The following is a 15,924-nucleotide window of genomic DNA, read 5'->3' as shown; positions in this document are numbered from 1 at the left end:
TCTTGGCATGTCGCATGCCGCCTTCGTCCCGCTCCGTGTCTTTTCTTCGTACACCATGCTGGATGGCGCGATTGAGCCGAAGGCCATTGCGAAGCAGTCTCGCGCCTTGGGCTTTCCGGCGGTCGCGCTGACCGACCGGAATGGTCTTTATGCCGCCATGGCGTTTTCCGATGCCTGCAAGAGCGAGGGGGTACAGCCGATCGTCGGCGCGATGATCGGCGTGGCGCGTCCCGGTCGTCCGGTCAATGCGGCGCCGTTGCATGACTGGCTCGCGCTCTACGCGCAGGATCAGACGGGATATGGCCATTTGTGCGATCTGGTATCGATGGCGCATCTCGATCGGCCGATCGAGGAGCAGGCGCATGTCTCGCTCGACGATCTTGAAGGCCGCACGGACGGGCTGATCGCCTTGACGGCCGGTGGGGAAGGGGCGCTGGCACGGCTGTTTGCCGAAGGGCAGCCGGACGCCGCCCGTGCCTATGCCGACCGCCTGCAATCGCTGTTTCCAGATCGCCTCTATGTCGAGATCGTGCGCAGGCTCGACCCGGTCGAAGGCAAGGCCGAAGCCGAGTTGATCGATCTGGCCTATGCCAGAGACCTGCCGCTGGTGGCGACCAATCCGACCTGCTTTGCCGAACCCCATTTTCACCCGGCGCATGACGTGATGCTTTGCATTGCCGACAGCGCCTATGTCGATAGCGACGATCGCCGCAAAAGCTCTCAGGATGCCTGGATGAAACCGGCCGCTGAAATGAAGCGGCTGTTCGACGATCTGCCCGAGGCGCTGGCCAATACGCTGGTGATCGCGCAACGCTGCGCCGTCGCAGCGCCCAAGCGAAAGCCGATCCTGCCCAGCCTGGCCGGCGATCTGGAAGGCGAAAAGCAGCAGTTGCGGGACGATGCCACAGCGGGGCTGGAAATGCGGTTGCGCAAACTGGTTTCGCTACAGGACGACGCGCCACCGGCCGATCTTCACCCCGACATCTTGCGCGCGCGTTTCCCCGACTATTTCAGCCGTCTGGATTTCGAGCTGACCATCATCAACCAGATGGGTTTTCCCGGCTACTTCCTGATCGTTGCGGACTTCATCAAATGGGCGAAGCAGAATGACATTCCGGTAGGGCCGGGGCGTGGGTCCGGTGCGGGGTCGGTCGTCGCCTGGGCGCTGACGATCACCGATCTCGACCCGTTGCAACTGGGCCTGTTGTTCGAACGCTTCCTCAACCCCGAACGCGTCTCGATGCCGGACTTCGACATCGATTTCTGCGAAACGCGGCGCGGCGAAGTGATCCGCTATGTTCAGGGGAAATATGGCAGCGATCATGTCGCGCAGATCATTACCTTCGGTAAGCTCAAAGCGCGCGCGGTTCTGAAAGATACCGGGCGCGTCCTCCAGATGAGCTATGGGCAGGTCGATCGGCTCGCCAAGCTGATCCCCAATCATCCCACCGATCCCTGGACCCTGGAAAGGGCGCTCAACGGCGTTGCGGATTTCCGGGCCGAATATGATGGCGACATGCAGGTGCGGCGGCTCATCGATCTTGCGCTGAAGCTGGAAGGCTTGCCCCGCCACAGCTCCACCCACGCCGCCGGTGTGGTGATCGGTGACCGCCCGCTGTCAAAACTGGTGCCACTCTATCGCGATCCCCGATCGGACATGCCGGTGACGCAGTTCGACATGAAATATGTCGAGGCAGCCGGGCTGGTAAAGTTCGACTTCCTCGGTCTCAAGACACTCTCCGTCCTGCAAAAGGCGGTGCAATTGCTGGCCAAGCGCGGCGTGACGGTCGATCTCGATACGCTGTCATGGGATGATTCAGCGGTTTATGACCTGCTCCAGCGCGGTGATACGGTGGGTGTGTTCCAGCTTGAATCGGAAGGGATGCGCAAGACGCTGGCGGCGGTGAAGCCCACCAGCTTCGGCGACATTATCGCGCTGGTCTCGCTCTACCGCCCCGGTCCCATGGATAACATCCCGATGTTCGGGCGGCGCAAAAATGGCCAGGAAGTCATTGAATATCCGCATGATCTGCTCGCGCCGATCCTGGAAGAGACCTATGGCATCTTCGTCTATCAGGAACAGGTCATGCAGGCCGCGCAGATCCTTGCGGGCTATTCCCTGGGCGACGCAGATCTTCTGCGCCGCGCCATGGGCAAGAAGATCAAGGCGGAGATGGACGCGCAGCGCGAACGCTTCGTGACGGGCTGTGCCGAGCGCAGTCAGATCGGCAAGGCAAAGGCGAACGAGCTGTTCGACTTGATCGACAAGTTCGCCGGCTATGGTTTCAACAAGTCGCATGCCGCCGCTTATGCGCTGCTTGCCTATCAGACCGCATGGCTGAAGGCGCATTATCCAGCGGAGTTCTATGCCGCGTCGATGGCGTTCGACATCCATCTGACCGACAAGCTGACCATTTTCGTGGACGACATGCGGCGCATGGGCCTGTCCTGCCTGCCGCCGGATATCAATTTGAGCGAGGCAGATTTCTCGGTGGAGCCGGTATCGGTGCCGAACGACAAGGACGATGATCCACGCTTCGGCTTTGCTGTCCGTTATGCTTTGGGTGGCCTCAAGGGCGTGGGCGAAAAGGCCATGGAGACGCTCGTCCTGGAGCGCGAAGCCAACGGGCCGTTCAAGGATCTCGACGATTTCGCGGATCGTGTGGAGCCGCGCCTGCTCAATCGCCGTCAGCTCGAAAGCCTTGCCGCAGCGGGCGCATTCGACGGCGTCAATCCCGATCGCGCCGGGGTCCATGCGGCGGCGGAAACCATCCTTTCGGTTGCGTCCAGCGCGGCCGATGCGCGGGAAAGCGGGCAGGGCGGCCTGTTCGGCGACGCCGAAATCGCGCATGCCGACGTCCACATTCCGCCCCACGCCGCCTGGTCTATCGCCGACCGGATGGCGCAGGAGAAAGAGGCCTTCGGCTTCTACTTCTCGGCCCATCCGGTCGATCGCTATCGGCATATCGCTGAAGCACGCGGTGCACGGAGCTTTGGCGCGATATGCGCACATCCGGTTGCGATGAATGGGGATGGCCGTGCCCATGCGATGATGGCGGCTCTGGTCGAGGATGTCCGCTGGCGCGACACCCGGCGCGGAGGACGCTATGTCTCCGCTACTTTTTCAGACAGCAGCGGCCAGTTCCAGGCGAGCTGTTTTGACGACGATGCCTGCAAGGCAATCGATGCCCTTGCCAAGGATGGCGAATGCGCCTTGCTGACGGTCGAGCTGGATCGCCAGCCGGGCGAGGAAACCCCGCGCGTCACGGTGCGCGGAGTCCAGCCCTTTACGCGCATCGCCGGATCGACACGGATGGAATTGTGGCTCGACATCGCAAGTGCTGCGGCTGTCGCGCAGATCGCGGCGATATTGGCAGCCAACCGGGGCGGACGGAGCGATGTTGGCGTCCGGTGCAGTCTTGAAAACGGGCGGGTCGTTCGGGTCAGGCTGGGGCGCGATTTCATGATCGACGCCGAAATCGCCGAACGCCTGGCCAATGTGCCGGGGGTCGTCGCCCATCGCTTCGCGACACCCGAGCCGCCCCGCCTCGCGCTCGTTTCCTGATACCGCAGACCGCCCCTCAGCGATATTCCCGTTCCTCTTGTCTATCGCTTCCAGGCAGGGCACCATCGAACGATAAGAATGCCGACAGGAGAGTGACGATGATTGGCGGAATGCAGGATTTCGCGCTGCGCTTGTCTACCATCATCGATCATGCGGCGCGTGAATATGGCTTGCAGGAAGTGGTCAGCGTCTATGCCGATGGCCTGGTGGAGCGCAGCACCTGGGGCACGATCCACAGCGACGCACGCCGCTTCGCACGTCATCTGGTAAGGCAGGGCGTAAAGCCGGGTGACAGGGTGGCGACGCTGGCGATGAACCACGGCCGCCATGTATCATCCTGGTATGGCGCAACGGGCATGGGCGCAGTGCTGCATACGATCAACCCGCGCCTGTTCGAAGACCAGATCGCCTATATTGCCAATCACGCCGAAGATCGCGTCCTGCTGTATGACGCCACCTTTGCCCCGCTGGTCGAACGCCTGAAGCCGCGCTTGCCGAGCGTCACTCATTTCATCCGCTTCGATGGTACGGCGGGCCATTATGCTGACGCGATCGCTGATGAAGACGACGACTTTGCATGGGCACAGGGCGACGAACGCGATCCCTGCATGCTGTGCTACACCAGCGGCACGACCGGCAATCCGAAAGGTGTGCTGTACAGCCATCGCTCGTCTGTGTTGCATGCGATGACGGCCATCATGCCCGCCTGTTTCGGGCTTGGGCCTGAAAGCTGCATCCTGCCCGTTGTTCCGCAGTTTCACGTCTGCGGATGGGGCATTCCGTTTGCCGCACCGATGGCCGGATCGAAACTGGTGCTTTCGGCGGTCAACGATCCCGCGTTGCTATGCCGCCTCATGCATGATGAAAAGGTGACGCACAGCGCGGCGGTTCCGACGGTATGGCTCGGCGTGCTGGCGCATGCCGATGCCACAGGGGTCGTCCCGCCGCCACTGACGCGGGTTGTCATCGGGGGTTCGGCGGCACCCGGCGCCATGGTCAACCGGTTGATGGACATGGGGATCGGCGTCAGCCACCTGTGGGGCATGACCGAGCTTTCGCCGATCGGCACGGTCTCGCGCAAGGCGGCTGACTTCCCCACGCTGCCACGTGCCGCACAGCTCGATCTGCTCGCGCATCAGGGAGGCGTGCCCTATGGGGTGGAAATGCGGCTGGTCGATGACGATGGGGCTGTGCTGCCGCGCGATGGCAAGACAGCCGGGCGGTTGCAGGTGCGCGGACCTTGGGTGATCGCCCGCTATTTCGGCGACGACAGTGGCCCTGCGGTCGATGCCGACAACTGGTTCGATACCGGCGACGTCGCGATTATCCGACCGGACGGTATCATGCAGATCAAGGATCGGGCCAAGGACGTTATCAAGTCCGGCGGCGAATGGATCAGTTCGGTCATCCTGGAAAACGAAGCCATCGGCTGTCCGGGGGTCGCCGAAGCCGCGGCAATCGGCTTGCCGCATCCGAAATGGGACGAACGCCCCATTCTGATCGTTGTCCGCAAGGGCGAATCGGACGTCAGCGAGGCCGACATACGGGCGCATCTGGCCACGCGGGTGGCCAAATGGTGGCTACCGGACCGCATCCTCTTCGCCGACAGCCTGCCGCACACGGCAACCGGCAAATTGCTCAAGACCGCGTTGCGGGAAACATACGCATCGGTCGTGCTGGCCGATTAGAGCAGGCGCAACTGATCGCCTTCTGGCGGCCGGAAAAGGTCAGAGCGCAGCACAGTACGCGTTTCGGGCAGACCAGCCTTTGCCTTGGCCTTGGCAAAGCGAGCGCGGATCAGCTCTGCCCACACGCCTTGACCTCGCATTCGATGGCCGAAACGCGGGTCATTGTCCCGCCCGCCGCGGATGTCCCGTATGATGGCCATGACCTTCGACGCCCGGTCGGGATAATGCGCATCCAGCCACGCGCGAAACAGTGGCGCAACTTCGTGCGGCAGGCGCACGGGGATCCAGAACACGCCCTGCGCACCCGCCGCAGCGACGCGCGCGACGATCGTTTCAATTTCATGATCGGTAATCGCCGGTATCACGGGGGACACGCAGGCATGGACGGGTACTCCGGCATCGGCCAGCCGGGCGATCGCCGCGATGCGCCTTTCGGGATGCGTCGCGCGCGGCTCCAACGTACTTGCGACCTTGGCATCCAGAGTCGTTACCGATATCCCGACAGCCACAAGATTGTCCCGCGCCATGGCCGACAACAAGTCGATATCGCGCAGCACACGGTCTGATTTGGTGGTGATGAACAACGGATGCCGCGTTTCCGCGAGCACTTCGATGCATTGGCGGGTAATGTGCCAGTCGCGCTCGATTGGCTGATACGGATCGGTGTTGGTCCCCATTGCGATCGGCGACACCACATAGCCACGTCGCCCCAGTTCCCGCCGGAGCAGCGCAGCGGCATCGGGCTTGGCGAATAGCTTGGTTTCGAAATCCAGACCCGGCGACAGATCATGCCAGGCATGCGACGGCCGGGCGAAGCAATAAATGCACCCGTGCTCGCAGCCGCGATAGGGATTGATCGACTGGTCAAAGCCGATGTCGGGCGATGCATTGCGGGCTATGATGGTGCGGGCACGCTCGATCGTGACGCTGGTGCGTGGCGGGGCCGCTACGCCGTCCACGTCGGCAGCCATATCGCGCCAGTCCCCATCCTCAAGACGCTGGGCTGTCGAGAAGCGGTCGCTTTCGTTGTTTTGCGTTGCGCCCCGTCCCCTGATGCCAGCCATAGGGGATGAGAACATAAAAGGAACATATTTGCAAGCGCCGCCTGTCCGTGACGAAACCATCGGGGTGATGATGGAAGCTACAGCGTTTCCGGGGCGGCATCCGGGAGGCTGTCGGAATATGCCTCCGCTGTTTCCAGGTCATAGGCGTCGCCAGCCGATTGCCTGCCATCATTGGGACCAAGCGTGCTGCCGTCCGCAGATGATATGTCCGTATCGCCGAAATAGGCGTTATCGCGCCGTTGGGCGAGTGTAGGGCCGCAGCCCTTGCAAACGGGGGCAGGCGCAACAGCGTCGTTGAGCCGCGCGGCTTCCGCGTAGACCGAAGAGGGCGGGCCATAAGAAGCGTCGGGATTGCCGACCTGATCGGCAATCGCGTTGGCTTCCAAAGGCCTATGCGGTTGCGTGATCGCGAACTGCCCAAGCGTGACGCCGACCACCCCGGCAAGCCCGAATGTCGCGGCCACTGCAACAATGCTACGTCCGGCCATATCCAGCCCGTTCCCTCGCGACGCCGATTTTCACGGCAATGGCTTGCGAGGCATATAACCGAACATGTCCGGTCCGGTTCCCGAAACGAAAATATCCGCCGGAGGACAGCCTCCGACGGATATTTTTGGTCAACGGATCATGCTCGTCAGGATCGCTCCCGATCCCTCAGTCCATGTCGCTCGTGGTGAAGTCTTCACCCTGAACGGCACCCAGAGGATCGTCACCGATCGCCGCTTCCGGTCCCTGCTGCAATTCTGCGGCATGTTCCTCGGCGGCGGTCTGCGGCGCGATCAGATGGGCCTGAAGCCCTCTGATCTGGGCGCGCAGCGCGGCGTCGCGGCTGGAGGCCGCCACGCGCAGACGGTTCATGCCTGCACCGGTGCCGGCCGGGATCAGGCGGCCGACGATGACGTTTTCCTTCAGACCGACGAGCGTATCCTTCTTACCCTGCACCGCAGCCTCGGTAAGGACGCGGGTGGTTTCCTGGAAGGACGCCGCCGAGATGAAGCTGCGAGTCTGGAGCGACGCCTTGGTGATGCCGAGCAACACGGGCTTGCCGACCGCAGGCTGCTGCCCCGGTGACAGCTTGGCATTGATCTCGTGCATTTCCTCCGCATCGACCTGTTCGCCCGCCAGCAGGGTGGTTTCACCGCCGTCGGTGATTTCCACCTTTTGCAGCATCTGGCGCACGATCGTCTCGATATGCTTGTCGTTGATCTTCACGCCCTGCAAGCGATAGACTTCCTGGATTTCCGACACGAGATATTCGGCCAAAGGCTCAATGCCGAGCACTTCGAGAATATCGTGCGGATCAGGCGAGCCACCGATCAGATTGTCGCCGCGCTTCACGAAGTCGCCTTCCTGCACGTCGATCACCTTGCTCTTGGGGATCAGATATTCGACTGGCTCGCCGCCGTCCTCGGGCACGATGGCGATCTTGCGCTTCGCCTTGTAATCCTTGAGGAACTGCACCCGGCCGGAGACCTTGGCGATGATCGCATTGTCCTTCGGCTTGCGGGCCTCGAACAGTTCGGCGACGCGCGGCAGACCGCCGGTGATGTCGCGCGTCTTGGCAGCTTCGCGGCTGACGCGGGCGAGCACGTCACCGGCCTGAACGGTCTGCCCGTCCTCGACCGAGAGCGTGGCACCGATCGCCAGCATGTAACGCGCCGCTTCGCCGCTGCCATCGTCGAGCAGGGTGAGGCGCGGCCGCAGGTCTTCCTTCGACCGTGCTGATCCGCGGAACTCCGTGACGACGCGCTGGGCGATGCCCGTCGCTTCGTCGGTTTGCTCCACCAGAGTCTTGCCGTCGATCAGATCCTGATACTTCACGACGCCGGGCTTTTCGGTGATGACCGGCATGGTGAAGGGATCCCACTCGGCGATGCGATCGCCCAGCTTCACCGGCGCGCCATTTTCGAACAGGATCGTCGCACCATAAGGCAGACGATGGACCGCGCGCTCGCGGCCTTCCTGATCGATGATCGCCAGCTCGCCATTGCGGGCAAGGCTGAGGCGACGGCCACGGCTGTCGGTGATCGTCGGCATGTCGAGCAGTTCGAGCGTACCGTCTGCCACCGCTTCCAGGTTCGACGTTTCGTTGAGCTGCGCCGCGCCGCCGATGTGGAAGGTCCGCATCGTAAGCTGCGTGCCCGGCTCTCCGATGGACTGCGCCGCGATGACGCCAACCGCTTCGCCGATGTTGACCGGAGTACCGCGAGCCAGATCACGCCCGTAGCACTTGCCGCACACGCCCATCTTGCTCTCGCAGATAAGGGGCGAGCGGATTTTTACAGCCTGCGTACCAATCGCCTCGATCTTCAGGATCAAGGCTTCGTCCAGCAAGGTGCCTTCGGGGATGGCAACGCTGTTGTCCTTCGGATCGACGATGTCCTCCGCCGTGGTACGGCCAAGGATACGTTCGCCGAGCGAGGCAATCACGCTGCCGCCCTGTACGATCGCCTTCATTTCCAGCGCGCGGCTGGTGCCACAATCTTCCTCGACGATCGTGCAATCCTGGCTGACGTCGACCAGACGGCGGGTGAGATAGCCCGAGTTCGCCGTCTTGAGCGCGGTGTCGGCCAGACCCTTGCGGGCGCCGTGGGTGGAGTTGAAATATTCAAGGACGGTCAGGCCTTCCTTGAAGTTCGAGATGATCGGCGTTTCGATGATCTCGCCCGAAGGCTTGGCCATCAGGCCGCGCATCCCGGCAAGCTGCTTCATCTGCGCCTGGCTACCACGGGCACCGGAGTGCGCCATCATGTAGATCGAGTTGATGGGCGCCATCCGGCCGTTCGCGTCCTTCGGCTGCGCCCGGATTTCGTCCATCATCGCGTTCGCCACGACATCGCCGCAACGCGACCAGGCGTCGATCACCTTGTTGTACTTTTCCTGCTGGGTGATGAGACCGTCCTGATACTGCTGCTCATAATCCTTCACCAGCGCCTTGGTCTCGTCCACGGTGCCGACCTTGGAGTCCGGAATGACCATGTCATCCTTGCCGAAGGAAATGCCGGCCTGGAAGGCATGCTTGAAGCCTAGCGCCATGATGGCGTCAGCGAACAGCACCGTGTCCTTCTGGCCGGTGTGACGATAGACCTGATCGATGACGTCGCCGATTTCCTTCTTGGTCAGCAGGCGGTTGATGACGTCGAACGGCACCTTGTGGCTCTGCGGCAGGCATTCGCCCAGCAGCATGCGGCCAGGGGTGGTTTCATAACGCTTCATATAGCGTTTGCCGTTCTCGTCGGTCTGCGGCACACGGCTGTTGATCTTGCTGTGCAAGGTCACGGCCTTAGCGAACAGCGCCTGATGCACTTCCTGCATGTCGGACAGGATCATGCCTTCGCCCGGCTCGCCTTCGCGTTCCATCGACAGATAATAGATGCCGAGGACCATGTCCTGCGAGGGGACGATAATCGGCTTGCCGTTCGCGGGCGACAGGATGTTGTTGGTGGACATCATCAGGACGCGCGCTTCCAGCTGCGCCTCAAGGCTCAGCGGCACGTGCACGGCCATCTGGTCGCCATCGAAGTCGGCGTTGAACGCCGAGCAGACCAGCGGGTGAAGCTGGATCGCCTTGCCTTCGATCAGCACAGGCTCGAACGCCTGAATGCCAAGACGATGCAGCGTGGGTGCGCGGTTGAGCATCACGGGATGCTCACGGATGACCTCGTCCAGGATGTCCCAGACTTCTTTGCGCTCCTTTTCCACCCACTTCTTCGCCTGCTTCAGGGTCATCGACAGACCCTTGGCATCGAGGCGTGCGTAGATGAACGGCTTGAACAGTTCGAGCGCCATCTTCTTCGGCAGGCCGCACTGGTGCAGCTTCAATTCCGGCCCGGTCACGATGACCGACCGGCCCGAATAGTCGACGCGCTTGCCGAGCAGGTTCTGGCGGAAGCGGCCCTGCTTGCCCTTGAGCATGTCGGACAGCGACTTCAACGGACGCTTGTTCGCGCCGGTGATGACGCGGCCACGGCGACCATTGTCAAACAGCGCGTCGACCGCTTCCTGCAACATGCGCTTTTCGTTGCGGACGATGATGTCCGGCGCGCGCAACTCCATCAAACGCTTCAAGCGGTTGTTGCGGTTGATGACGCGGCGATAGAGGTCGTTGAGATCGGACGTCGCGAAGCGGCCGCCGTCCAGCGGCACCAGCGGACGCAGTTCGGGCGGAATGACCGGGACGACGTCCAGGATCATCCATTCGGGGCGGTTGCCCGATTCCAGGAAGCTCTCGACGACCTTGAGGCGCTTGATGATCTTCTTCGGCTTCAGTTCCGACTTGGTTTCGGCGAGATCCTTGAGCAGGATTTCCTTCTCGCCTTCCAGGTCGAGGTCCATCAGCATCTGCTTGACGGCTTCGGCACCGATGCCGGCCGAGAAAGCGTCTTCGCCGTACTGGTCCTGCGCGTCGAGCAGTTCGTCTTCATTGAGAAGCTGATATTTGTCGAGCGGGGTCAGACCCGGCTCGATCACGATATAGCTTTCGAAATAAAGGACGCGCTCAAGCTGCTTCAACTGCATGTCGAGCAGCAGACCGATGCGCGAGGGCAAGGACTTGAGGAACCAGATGTGCGCGACCGGCGCGGCCAGCTCGATATGGCCCATCCGCTCACGGCGAACCTTCGACACAGTGACTTCGACGCCGCATTTTTCGCAGACGATGCCCTTATACTTCATCCGCTTATACTTGCCGCACAGGCACTCGTAATCCTTGATCGGACCGAAGATGCGCGCGCAGAACAGGCCGTCACGTTCCGGCTTGAACGTGCGATAGTTGATGGTTTCGGGCTTCTTGATCTCGCCGAAGGACCAGGAACGGATGCGCTCGGGGGACGCGAGGCCGATCTGGATCTGGTCGAAGGTTTCCGGCTTTACGATCGGATTTGCGAAGTTGGTCAGTTCGTTCATATGCCTGTCCTTTGTTCCTTAAGCCCTCTCCCCTTCAGGGGAGAGGGTTTGGGAGAGGGGGCTGTAAAGCCCGGAAGTCGCCATGACTTCCCCTCTCCCCGGCCCTCTCCCCTGAAGGGGAGAGGGAGGGATTATTCTATTCCGCCGCCAGCGCGGGACCGTCGTCGTCGTCCGCCAGCGCATCGAGCGCGGTAAGTTCGACGTTGAGGCCCAGCGAGCGCATTTCCTTGACGAGCACGTTGAAGCTCTCCGGGATGCCGGCTTCGAACGTGTCGTCGCCCTTGACGATCGCTTCGTAGACCTTGGTACGGCCGACGACGTCGTCCGACTTCACCGTCAGCATTTCCTGCAGCGTATAGGCGGCACCATAAGCCTGGAGCGCCCAGACCTCCATTTCCCCGAAACGCTGGCCACCGAACTGCGCCTTGCCGCCCAGCGGCTGCTGGGTAACGAGGCTGTAGGGGCCGATCGAGCGGGCATGGATCTTGTCGTCGACAAGGTGATGCAGCTTCAGCATGTAGATATAGCCCACCGTGACCTTGCGGTCGAACTTGTCGCCGGTCCGGCCGTCGTAGAGATCGCTCTGGCCCGATGTATCCAGCCCCGCGAGCGCCAGCATGTCGGACACGTCGGCTTCGCGGGCACCGTCGAACACCGGCGTCGCCATCGGCACACCGCTGGTCAGATGCGAGGCAAGCTCGATGATCTGGTCGGGGCTGCGCGCCTCGATCTCGTCATGATATTTCTCGCCATAGACGGTCTTGAGACGATCCTTGACGGCCTCGGGCGGTGCTGCGCCTTCGGGGTTCGGGTTCGCCTCGCGCCAGTCTTCCAGCGCCGCCTTGATCTGCTGACCAAGGCCGCGCGCAGCCCAGCCCAGATGGGTCTCGAAGATCTGCCCGACATTCATGCGGCTCGGCACACCCAGCGGGTTGAGCACGATATCAACATGGGTGCCATCGGCCAGGAACGGCATGTCCTCGACGGGAAGGATGCGGGAAATAACCCCCTTGTTCCCGTGGCGACCGGCCATCTTGTCGCCCGGTTGCAGCTTGCGCTTCACCGCGACGAACACCTTCACCATCTTGAGAACACCCGGCGGGAGTTCGTCACCGCGCTGGAGCTTTTCGACGCGATCCTCGAAGCGATCGACAATCGTCTTGACCGCTTCGTCATACTGGCCCTTGATCGCCTCCAGCGACACCTGAACGCTGTCGTCGGCAACGGCGAACTTCCACCAGTCGTAGCGTTCGACTTCGTCCAGCAGAGCCTCGTCGATCACGACGCCCTTCTTGATGCCCTTCGGCGCTGCGGTTGCGGTCTGGCCGAGAAGCTGTTCCTTCAACCGGTTGAAGGTCGCGCGATTGAGAATGGCGCGCTCGTCCTCGCGATCCTTGGCGAGGCGGTCGATTTCCTCCCGCTCGATCGCCATGGCGCGCTCGTCCTTGTCGATGCCGTGGCGGTTGAACACACGGACTTCGACGACCGTACCGGCAACGCCAGGCGGCAAGCGCAGCGAGGTGTCGCGCACGTCCGACGCCTTTTCGCCGAAGATGGCGCGCAGCAGTTTTTCTTCAGGCGTCATCGGCGATTCGCCCTTCGGCGTGATCTTGCCGACCAGGATATCGCCCGGCTCCACTTCGGCACCGATATAGACGATGCCCGCTTCATCGAGGTTGCGGAGCGCCTCTTCGCCGACATTGGGGATATCGCGGGTGATGTCTTCCGGGCCCAGCTTGGTGTCGCGGGCCATGACTTCGAACTCCTCGATGTGAATCGAGGTGAAGACGTCATCCTTCACGATCCGTTCGGAGATCAGGATCGAGTCTTCATAGTTGTAGCCATTCCACGGCATGAACGCGACGAGGGTGTTGCGACCCAGCGCAAGCTCGCCGAACTCGGTGGACGGACCGTCGGCAATCACATCACCGCCGGTCACCAGATCGCCGACCTTCACCAGCGGACGCTGGTTGATGCAGGTATCCTGGTTCGACCGCTGGAACTTCATGAGCGTGTAGATATCGACGCCCGACTTGCCGGGTTCGACATCGTCGGTCGCGCGAATCACGATGCGAGTCGCATCGACCTGATCGACGATGCCCGAACGCCGGGCCGCGATGGCGGCACCCGAATCGCGGGCCACCGTTTCTTCCATCCCGGTCCCGACGAACGGCGCCTCGGCCCGCACCAGTGGCACGGCCTGACGCTGCATGTTCGATCCCATGAGCGCGCGGTTGGCGTCGTCATTTTCCAGGAAGGGAATGAGCGATGCGGCAACCGAAACGAGCTGCTTGGGCGAGACGTCCATGAGCGTGACGGTATCGCGCGGCGCCATCAGAAACTCGCCGGCCTGACGGGCGGAGACGAGATCCTCGACGAAATGGCCGTCGGCATCGGTGTCGGCATTGGCTTGCGCGATCGTGTGCTTCGCCTCTTCCATCGCCGACAGATAAACGAACTCATCCGTCACCTTGTTGTCGACAATCTTCCGATACGGCGTTTCGATAAAGCCGTACTTGTTCACGCGGCTGAACGTCGCCAGGCTGTTGATGAGACCGATGTTCGGGCCTTCGGGCGTCTCGATCGGGCAGATGCGGCCATAATGCGTCGGATGGACGTCGCGGACTTCGAAGCCTGCGCGCTCACGGGTGAGACCGCCCGGCCCGAGCGCCGACACGCGGCGCTTGTGGGTGACTTCCGAGAGCGGGTTGGTCTGGTCCATGAACTGCGAAAGCTGCGAGGAGCCGAAGAACTCGCGCACGGCGGCGACCGCAGGCTTTGCGTTGATGAGATCGTTGGGCATAACCGTCGATACGTCGACGCTGGACATGCGTTCCTTGACCGCGCGTTCCATGCGGAGCAGGCCGACACGATACTGGTTTTCCAGAAGCTCGCCGACCGAACGCACACGACGGTTGCCGAGATTGTCGATGTCGTCGATTTCGCCCTTGCCGTCCTTGAGGTTCACCAGCTCCTTGACGACCGCGAGAATATCCTCACGGCGCAAGGTGGTGACGGTATCTTCTGCGTCCAGCTCGAGGCGCATGTTGAGCTTCACCCGGCCCACAGCCGACAGGTCGTAGCGTTCGGGATCGAAGAACAGGCCATCGAACAGCGCCTCGGCCGTTTCGCGCGTCGGCGGTTCACCGGGGCGCATGACGCGATAGATGTCCGAAAGAGCGTGATCGCGATCTTCAGCCTTGTCGGCCTTGAGCGTGTTGCGGATCCACGGACCCGTCGTCACATGATCGATATCGAGCAGTTCGAGCGTCTCGATGCCAGCCTTGTCGAGCTTTTCGAGATTTTCCGGCGACACTTCGTCGCCTGCCTCAATGTAGATTTCGCCGGTCGCGTCGTTCACCAGATCATAGGCGCTGTAGCGACCGAAGATTTCCTCGGTCGGGATCAGCAGGTTTTTCAGACCGTCCTTTTCCGCCTTGTTGGCGGCACGGGGGGAAATCTTTGCGCCAGCGGGGAACACGACTTCGCCCGAATCGCCATCAACGATGTCGAAAGCGGGCTTCTGGCCGCGCCAGGCTTCAGGCGCGAAGGGAATCTTCCAGCCGCCTTCGCCGCGAACGAACGTCACCTTGTTGTAGAAGTGGCCCAGAATATCCTCGGCATTGAGGCCGAGGGCGAAGAGCAAGGCGGTAACCGGCAGCTTGCGCTTGCGGTCGATACGGACGTTCACGATGTCCTTCGCATCGAACTCGAAATCGAGCCACGAGCCGCGATAGGGGATGACGCGCGCGGCAAAGAGATATTTGCCCGAGGCGTGAGTCTTACCACGGTCATGATCGAACAGCACGCCCGGCGACCGGTGCATCTGGCTTACGATGACGCGTTCGGTGCCGTTGATGATGAAGGTGCCGTTGTGCGTCATGAGCGGCATGTCGCCCATGTAGACGTCCTGCTCCTTGATATCGAGGACCGAGCGAGTGTCGGTATCCTGATCGACTTCGAACACGATCAGACGGAGCGTGACGCGCATCGGCGCGGCATAAGTGATCCCGCGCTGGCGGCATTCCTCGGTATCGTACTTGGGATCTTCCAGCACATATTGCACGAAGTCCATTTCCGCCGTGCCCGCGAAATCGCGAATGGGGAATACACTGCGCAGCGTCTTTTCCAGGCCAGAGACATAGCCGATCGAAGGATCGGAGCGGAGAAACTGCTCATAGCTTTCCCGCTGCACCTCAATGAGGTTGGGCATCTGCACGACTTCGTGGATGTTGCCGAACACCTTGCGGATGCGCTTCTTTGCGCCCGTCATCATGCCTGCGGGGGGAGCTGCCTTGGTCGCCATGCTTGGTCCTGCCTTTTAATTCGCACTATTTTCTTCGCATCACAGCGAAGGTTCAGCCGATTCGCGCTGCCATAGCGACGCAAAAAAGTGCGGGTCGGGGCTGTCCGATCCGCACTGTCAGCGTCTGGCAGAACCTTCGCGTTTCCGCCCCATTCGTAGCGGTCCATGCGCAAAATGGACCGTTGCTCGGGCGATGGAAGGCTGGCCGATCCGCGCCGGGGAGGCGGGACGTGGCCGGTAACTCGAGCAGCGCATATAGCGAGCCTGTTGGAGAATGTTAAGAGGCTCATGCCCGTTAAATGAAAAGAGCAACGAGCGGAACGATTGTCTGGACGACAAACAGCATCAGGAAGGCCGCGCACCAGTGCCACAATCTGGGGCGCGCCCGAAACCCGG

The 15,924-nt window shown here is 61.9% G+C and carries 6 protein-coding genes; 2 read left to right on the top strand and 4 right to left on the bottom strand.

The window, feature by feature from the left end:
* Positions 1–7: 7 nt before the first annotated feature.
* Both dnaE and ENE74_RS09735 read left to right on the top strand, forming a co-directional pair.
* Positions 8–3,565: a DNA polymerase III subunit alpha gene (gene dnaE, locus ENE74_RS09740; protein WP_127690755.1), complete on the top strand. Its 3,558-nt coding sequence runs from the start codon at positions 8–10 to the stop codon at positions 3,563–3,565.
* A gap of 98 nt (positions 3,566–3,663) precedes the next feature.
* Positions 3,664–5,253, top strand: a complete 1,590-nt coding sequence (locus tag ENE74_RS09735; protein WP_127690754.1) for a long-chain fatty acid--CoA ligase — start codon at positions 3,664–3,666, stop codon at positions 5,251–5,253.
* On the opposite strand, the gene ENE74_RS09730 is transcribed toward ENE74_RS09735, so the two are convergent.
* The 4 genes from ENE74_RS09730 to rpoB form a co-directional block, all read right to left on the bottom strand.
* Positions 5,250–6,317 (bottom strand): PA0069 family radical SAM protein, encoded by a 1,068-nt coding sequence (locus ENE74_RS09730; RefSeq protein ID WP_127691156.1) that lies wholly within the window; start codon positions 6,315–6,317, stop codon positions 5,250–5,252. The two genes, ENE74_RS09735 and ENE74_RS09730, sit on opposite strands and share 4 nt — an antisense overlap.
* Positions 6,318–6,394: 77 nt before the next feature.
* A complete protein-coding gene (locus ENE74_RS09725) occupies positions 6,395–6,805 on the bottom strand; it encodes a hypothetical protein (protein WP_127690753.1) in 411 nt (136 codons plus the stop codon).
* A gap of 166 nt (positions 6,806–6,971) precedes the next feature.
* Positions 6,972–11,222 carry a DNA-directed RNA polymerase subunit beta' gene (gene rpoC / locus ENE74_RS09720; RefSeq protein WP_127690752.1) on the bottom strand — a complete coding sequence of 1,417 codons (4,251 nt, stop codon included), beginning with the start codon at positions 11,220–11,222 and terminating at the stop codon, positions 6,972–6,974.
* 136 nt (positions 11,223–11,358) lie between these two features.
* On the bottom strand, positions 11,359–15,528 hold the full coding sequence (gene rpoB / locus ENE74_RS09715; RefSeq protein ID WP_127690751.1) for a DNA-directed RNA polymerase subunit beta: 4,170 nt from the start codon (positions 15,526–15,528) through the stop codon (positions 11,359–11,361).
* Positions 15,529–15,924 lie beyond the last annotated feature (396 nt).

Origin of the sequence: Sphingobium algorifonticola (genome assembly GCF_004005485.1) — a bacterium.
Classification (GTDB): Bacteria; Pseudomonadota; Alphaproteobacteria; order Sphingomonadales; family Sphingomonadaceae; genus Sphingobium; species Sphingobium algorifonticola.
Note: the sequence above shows the minus strand (reverse complement) of the source record. Positions and strands in the feature narration are given on the sequence as shown.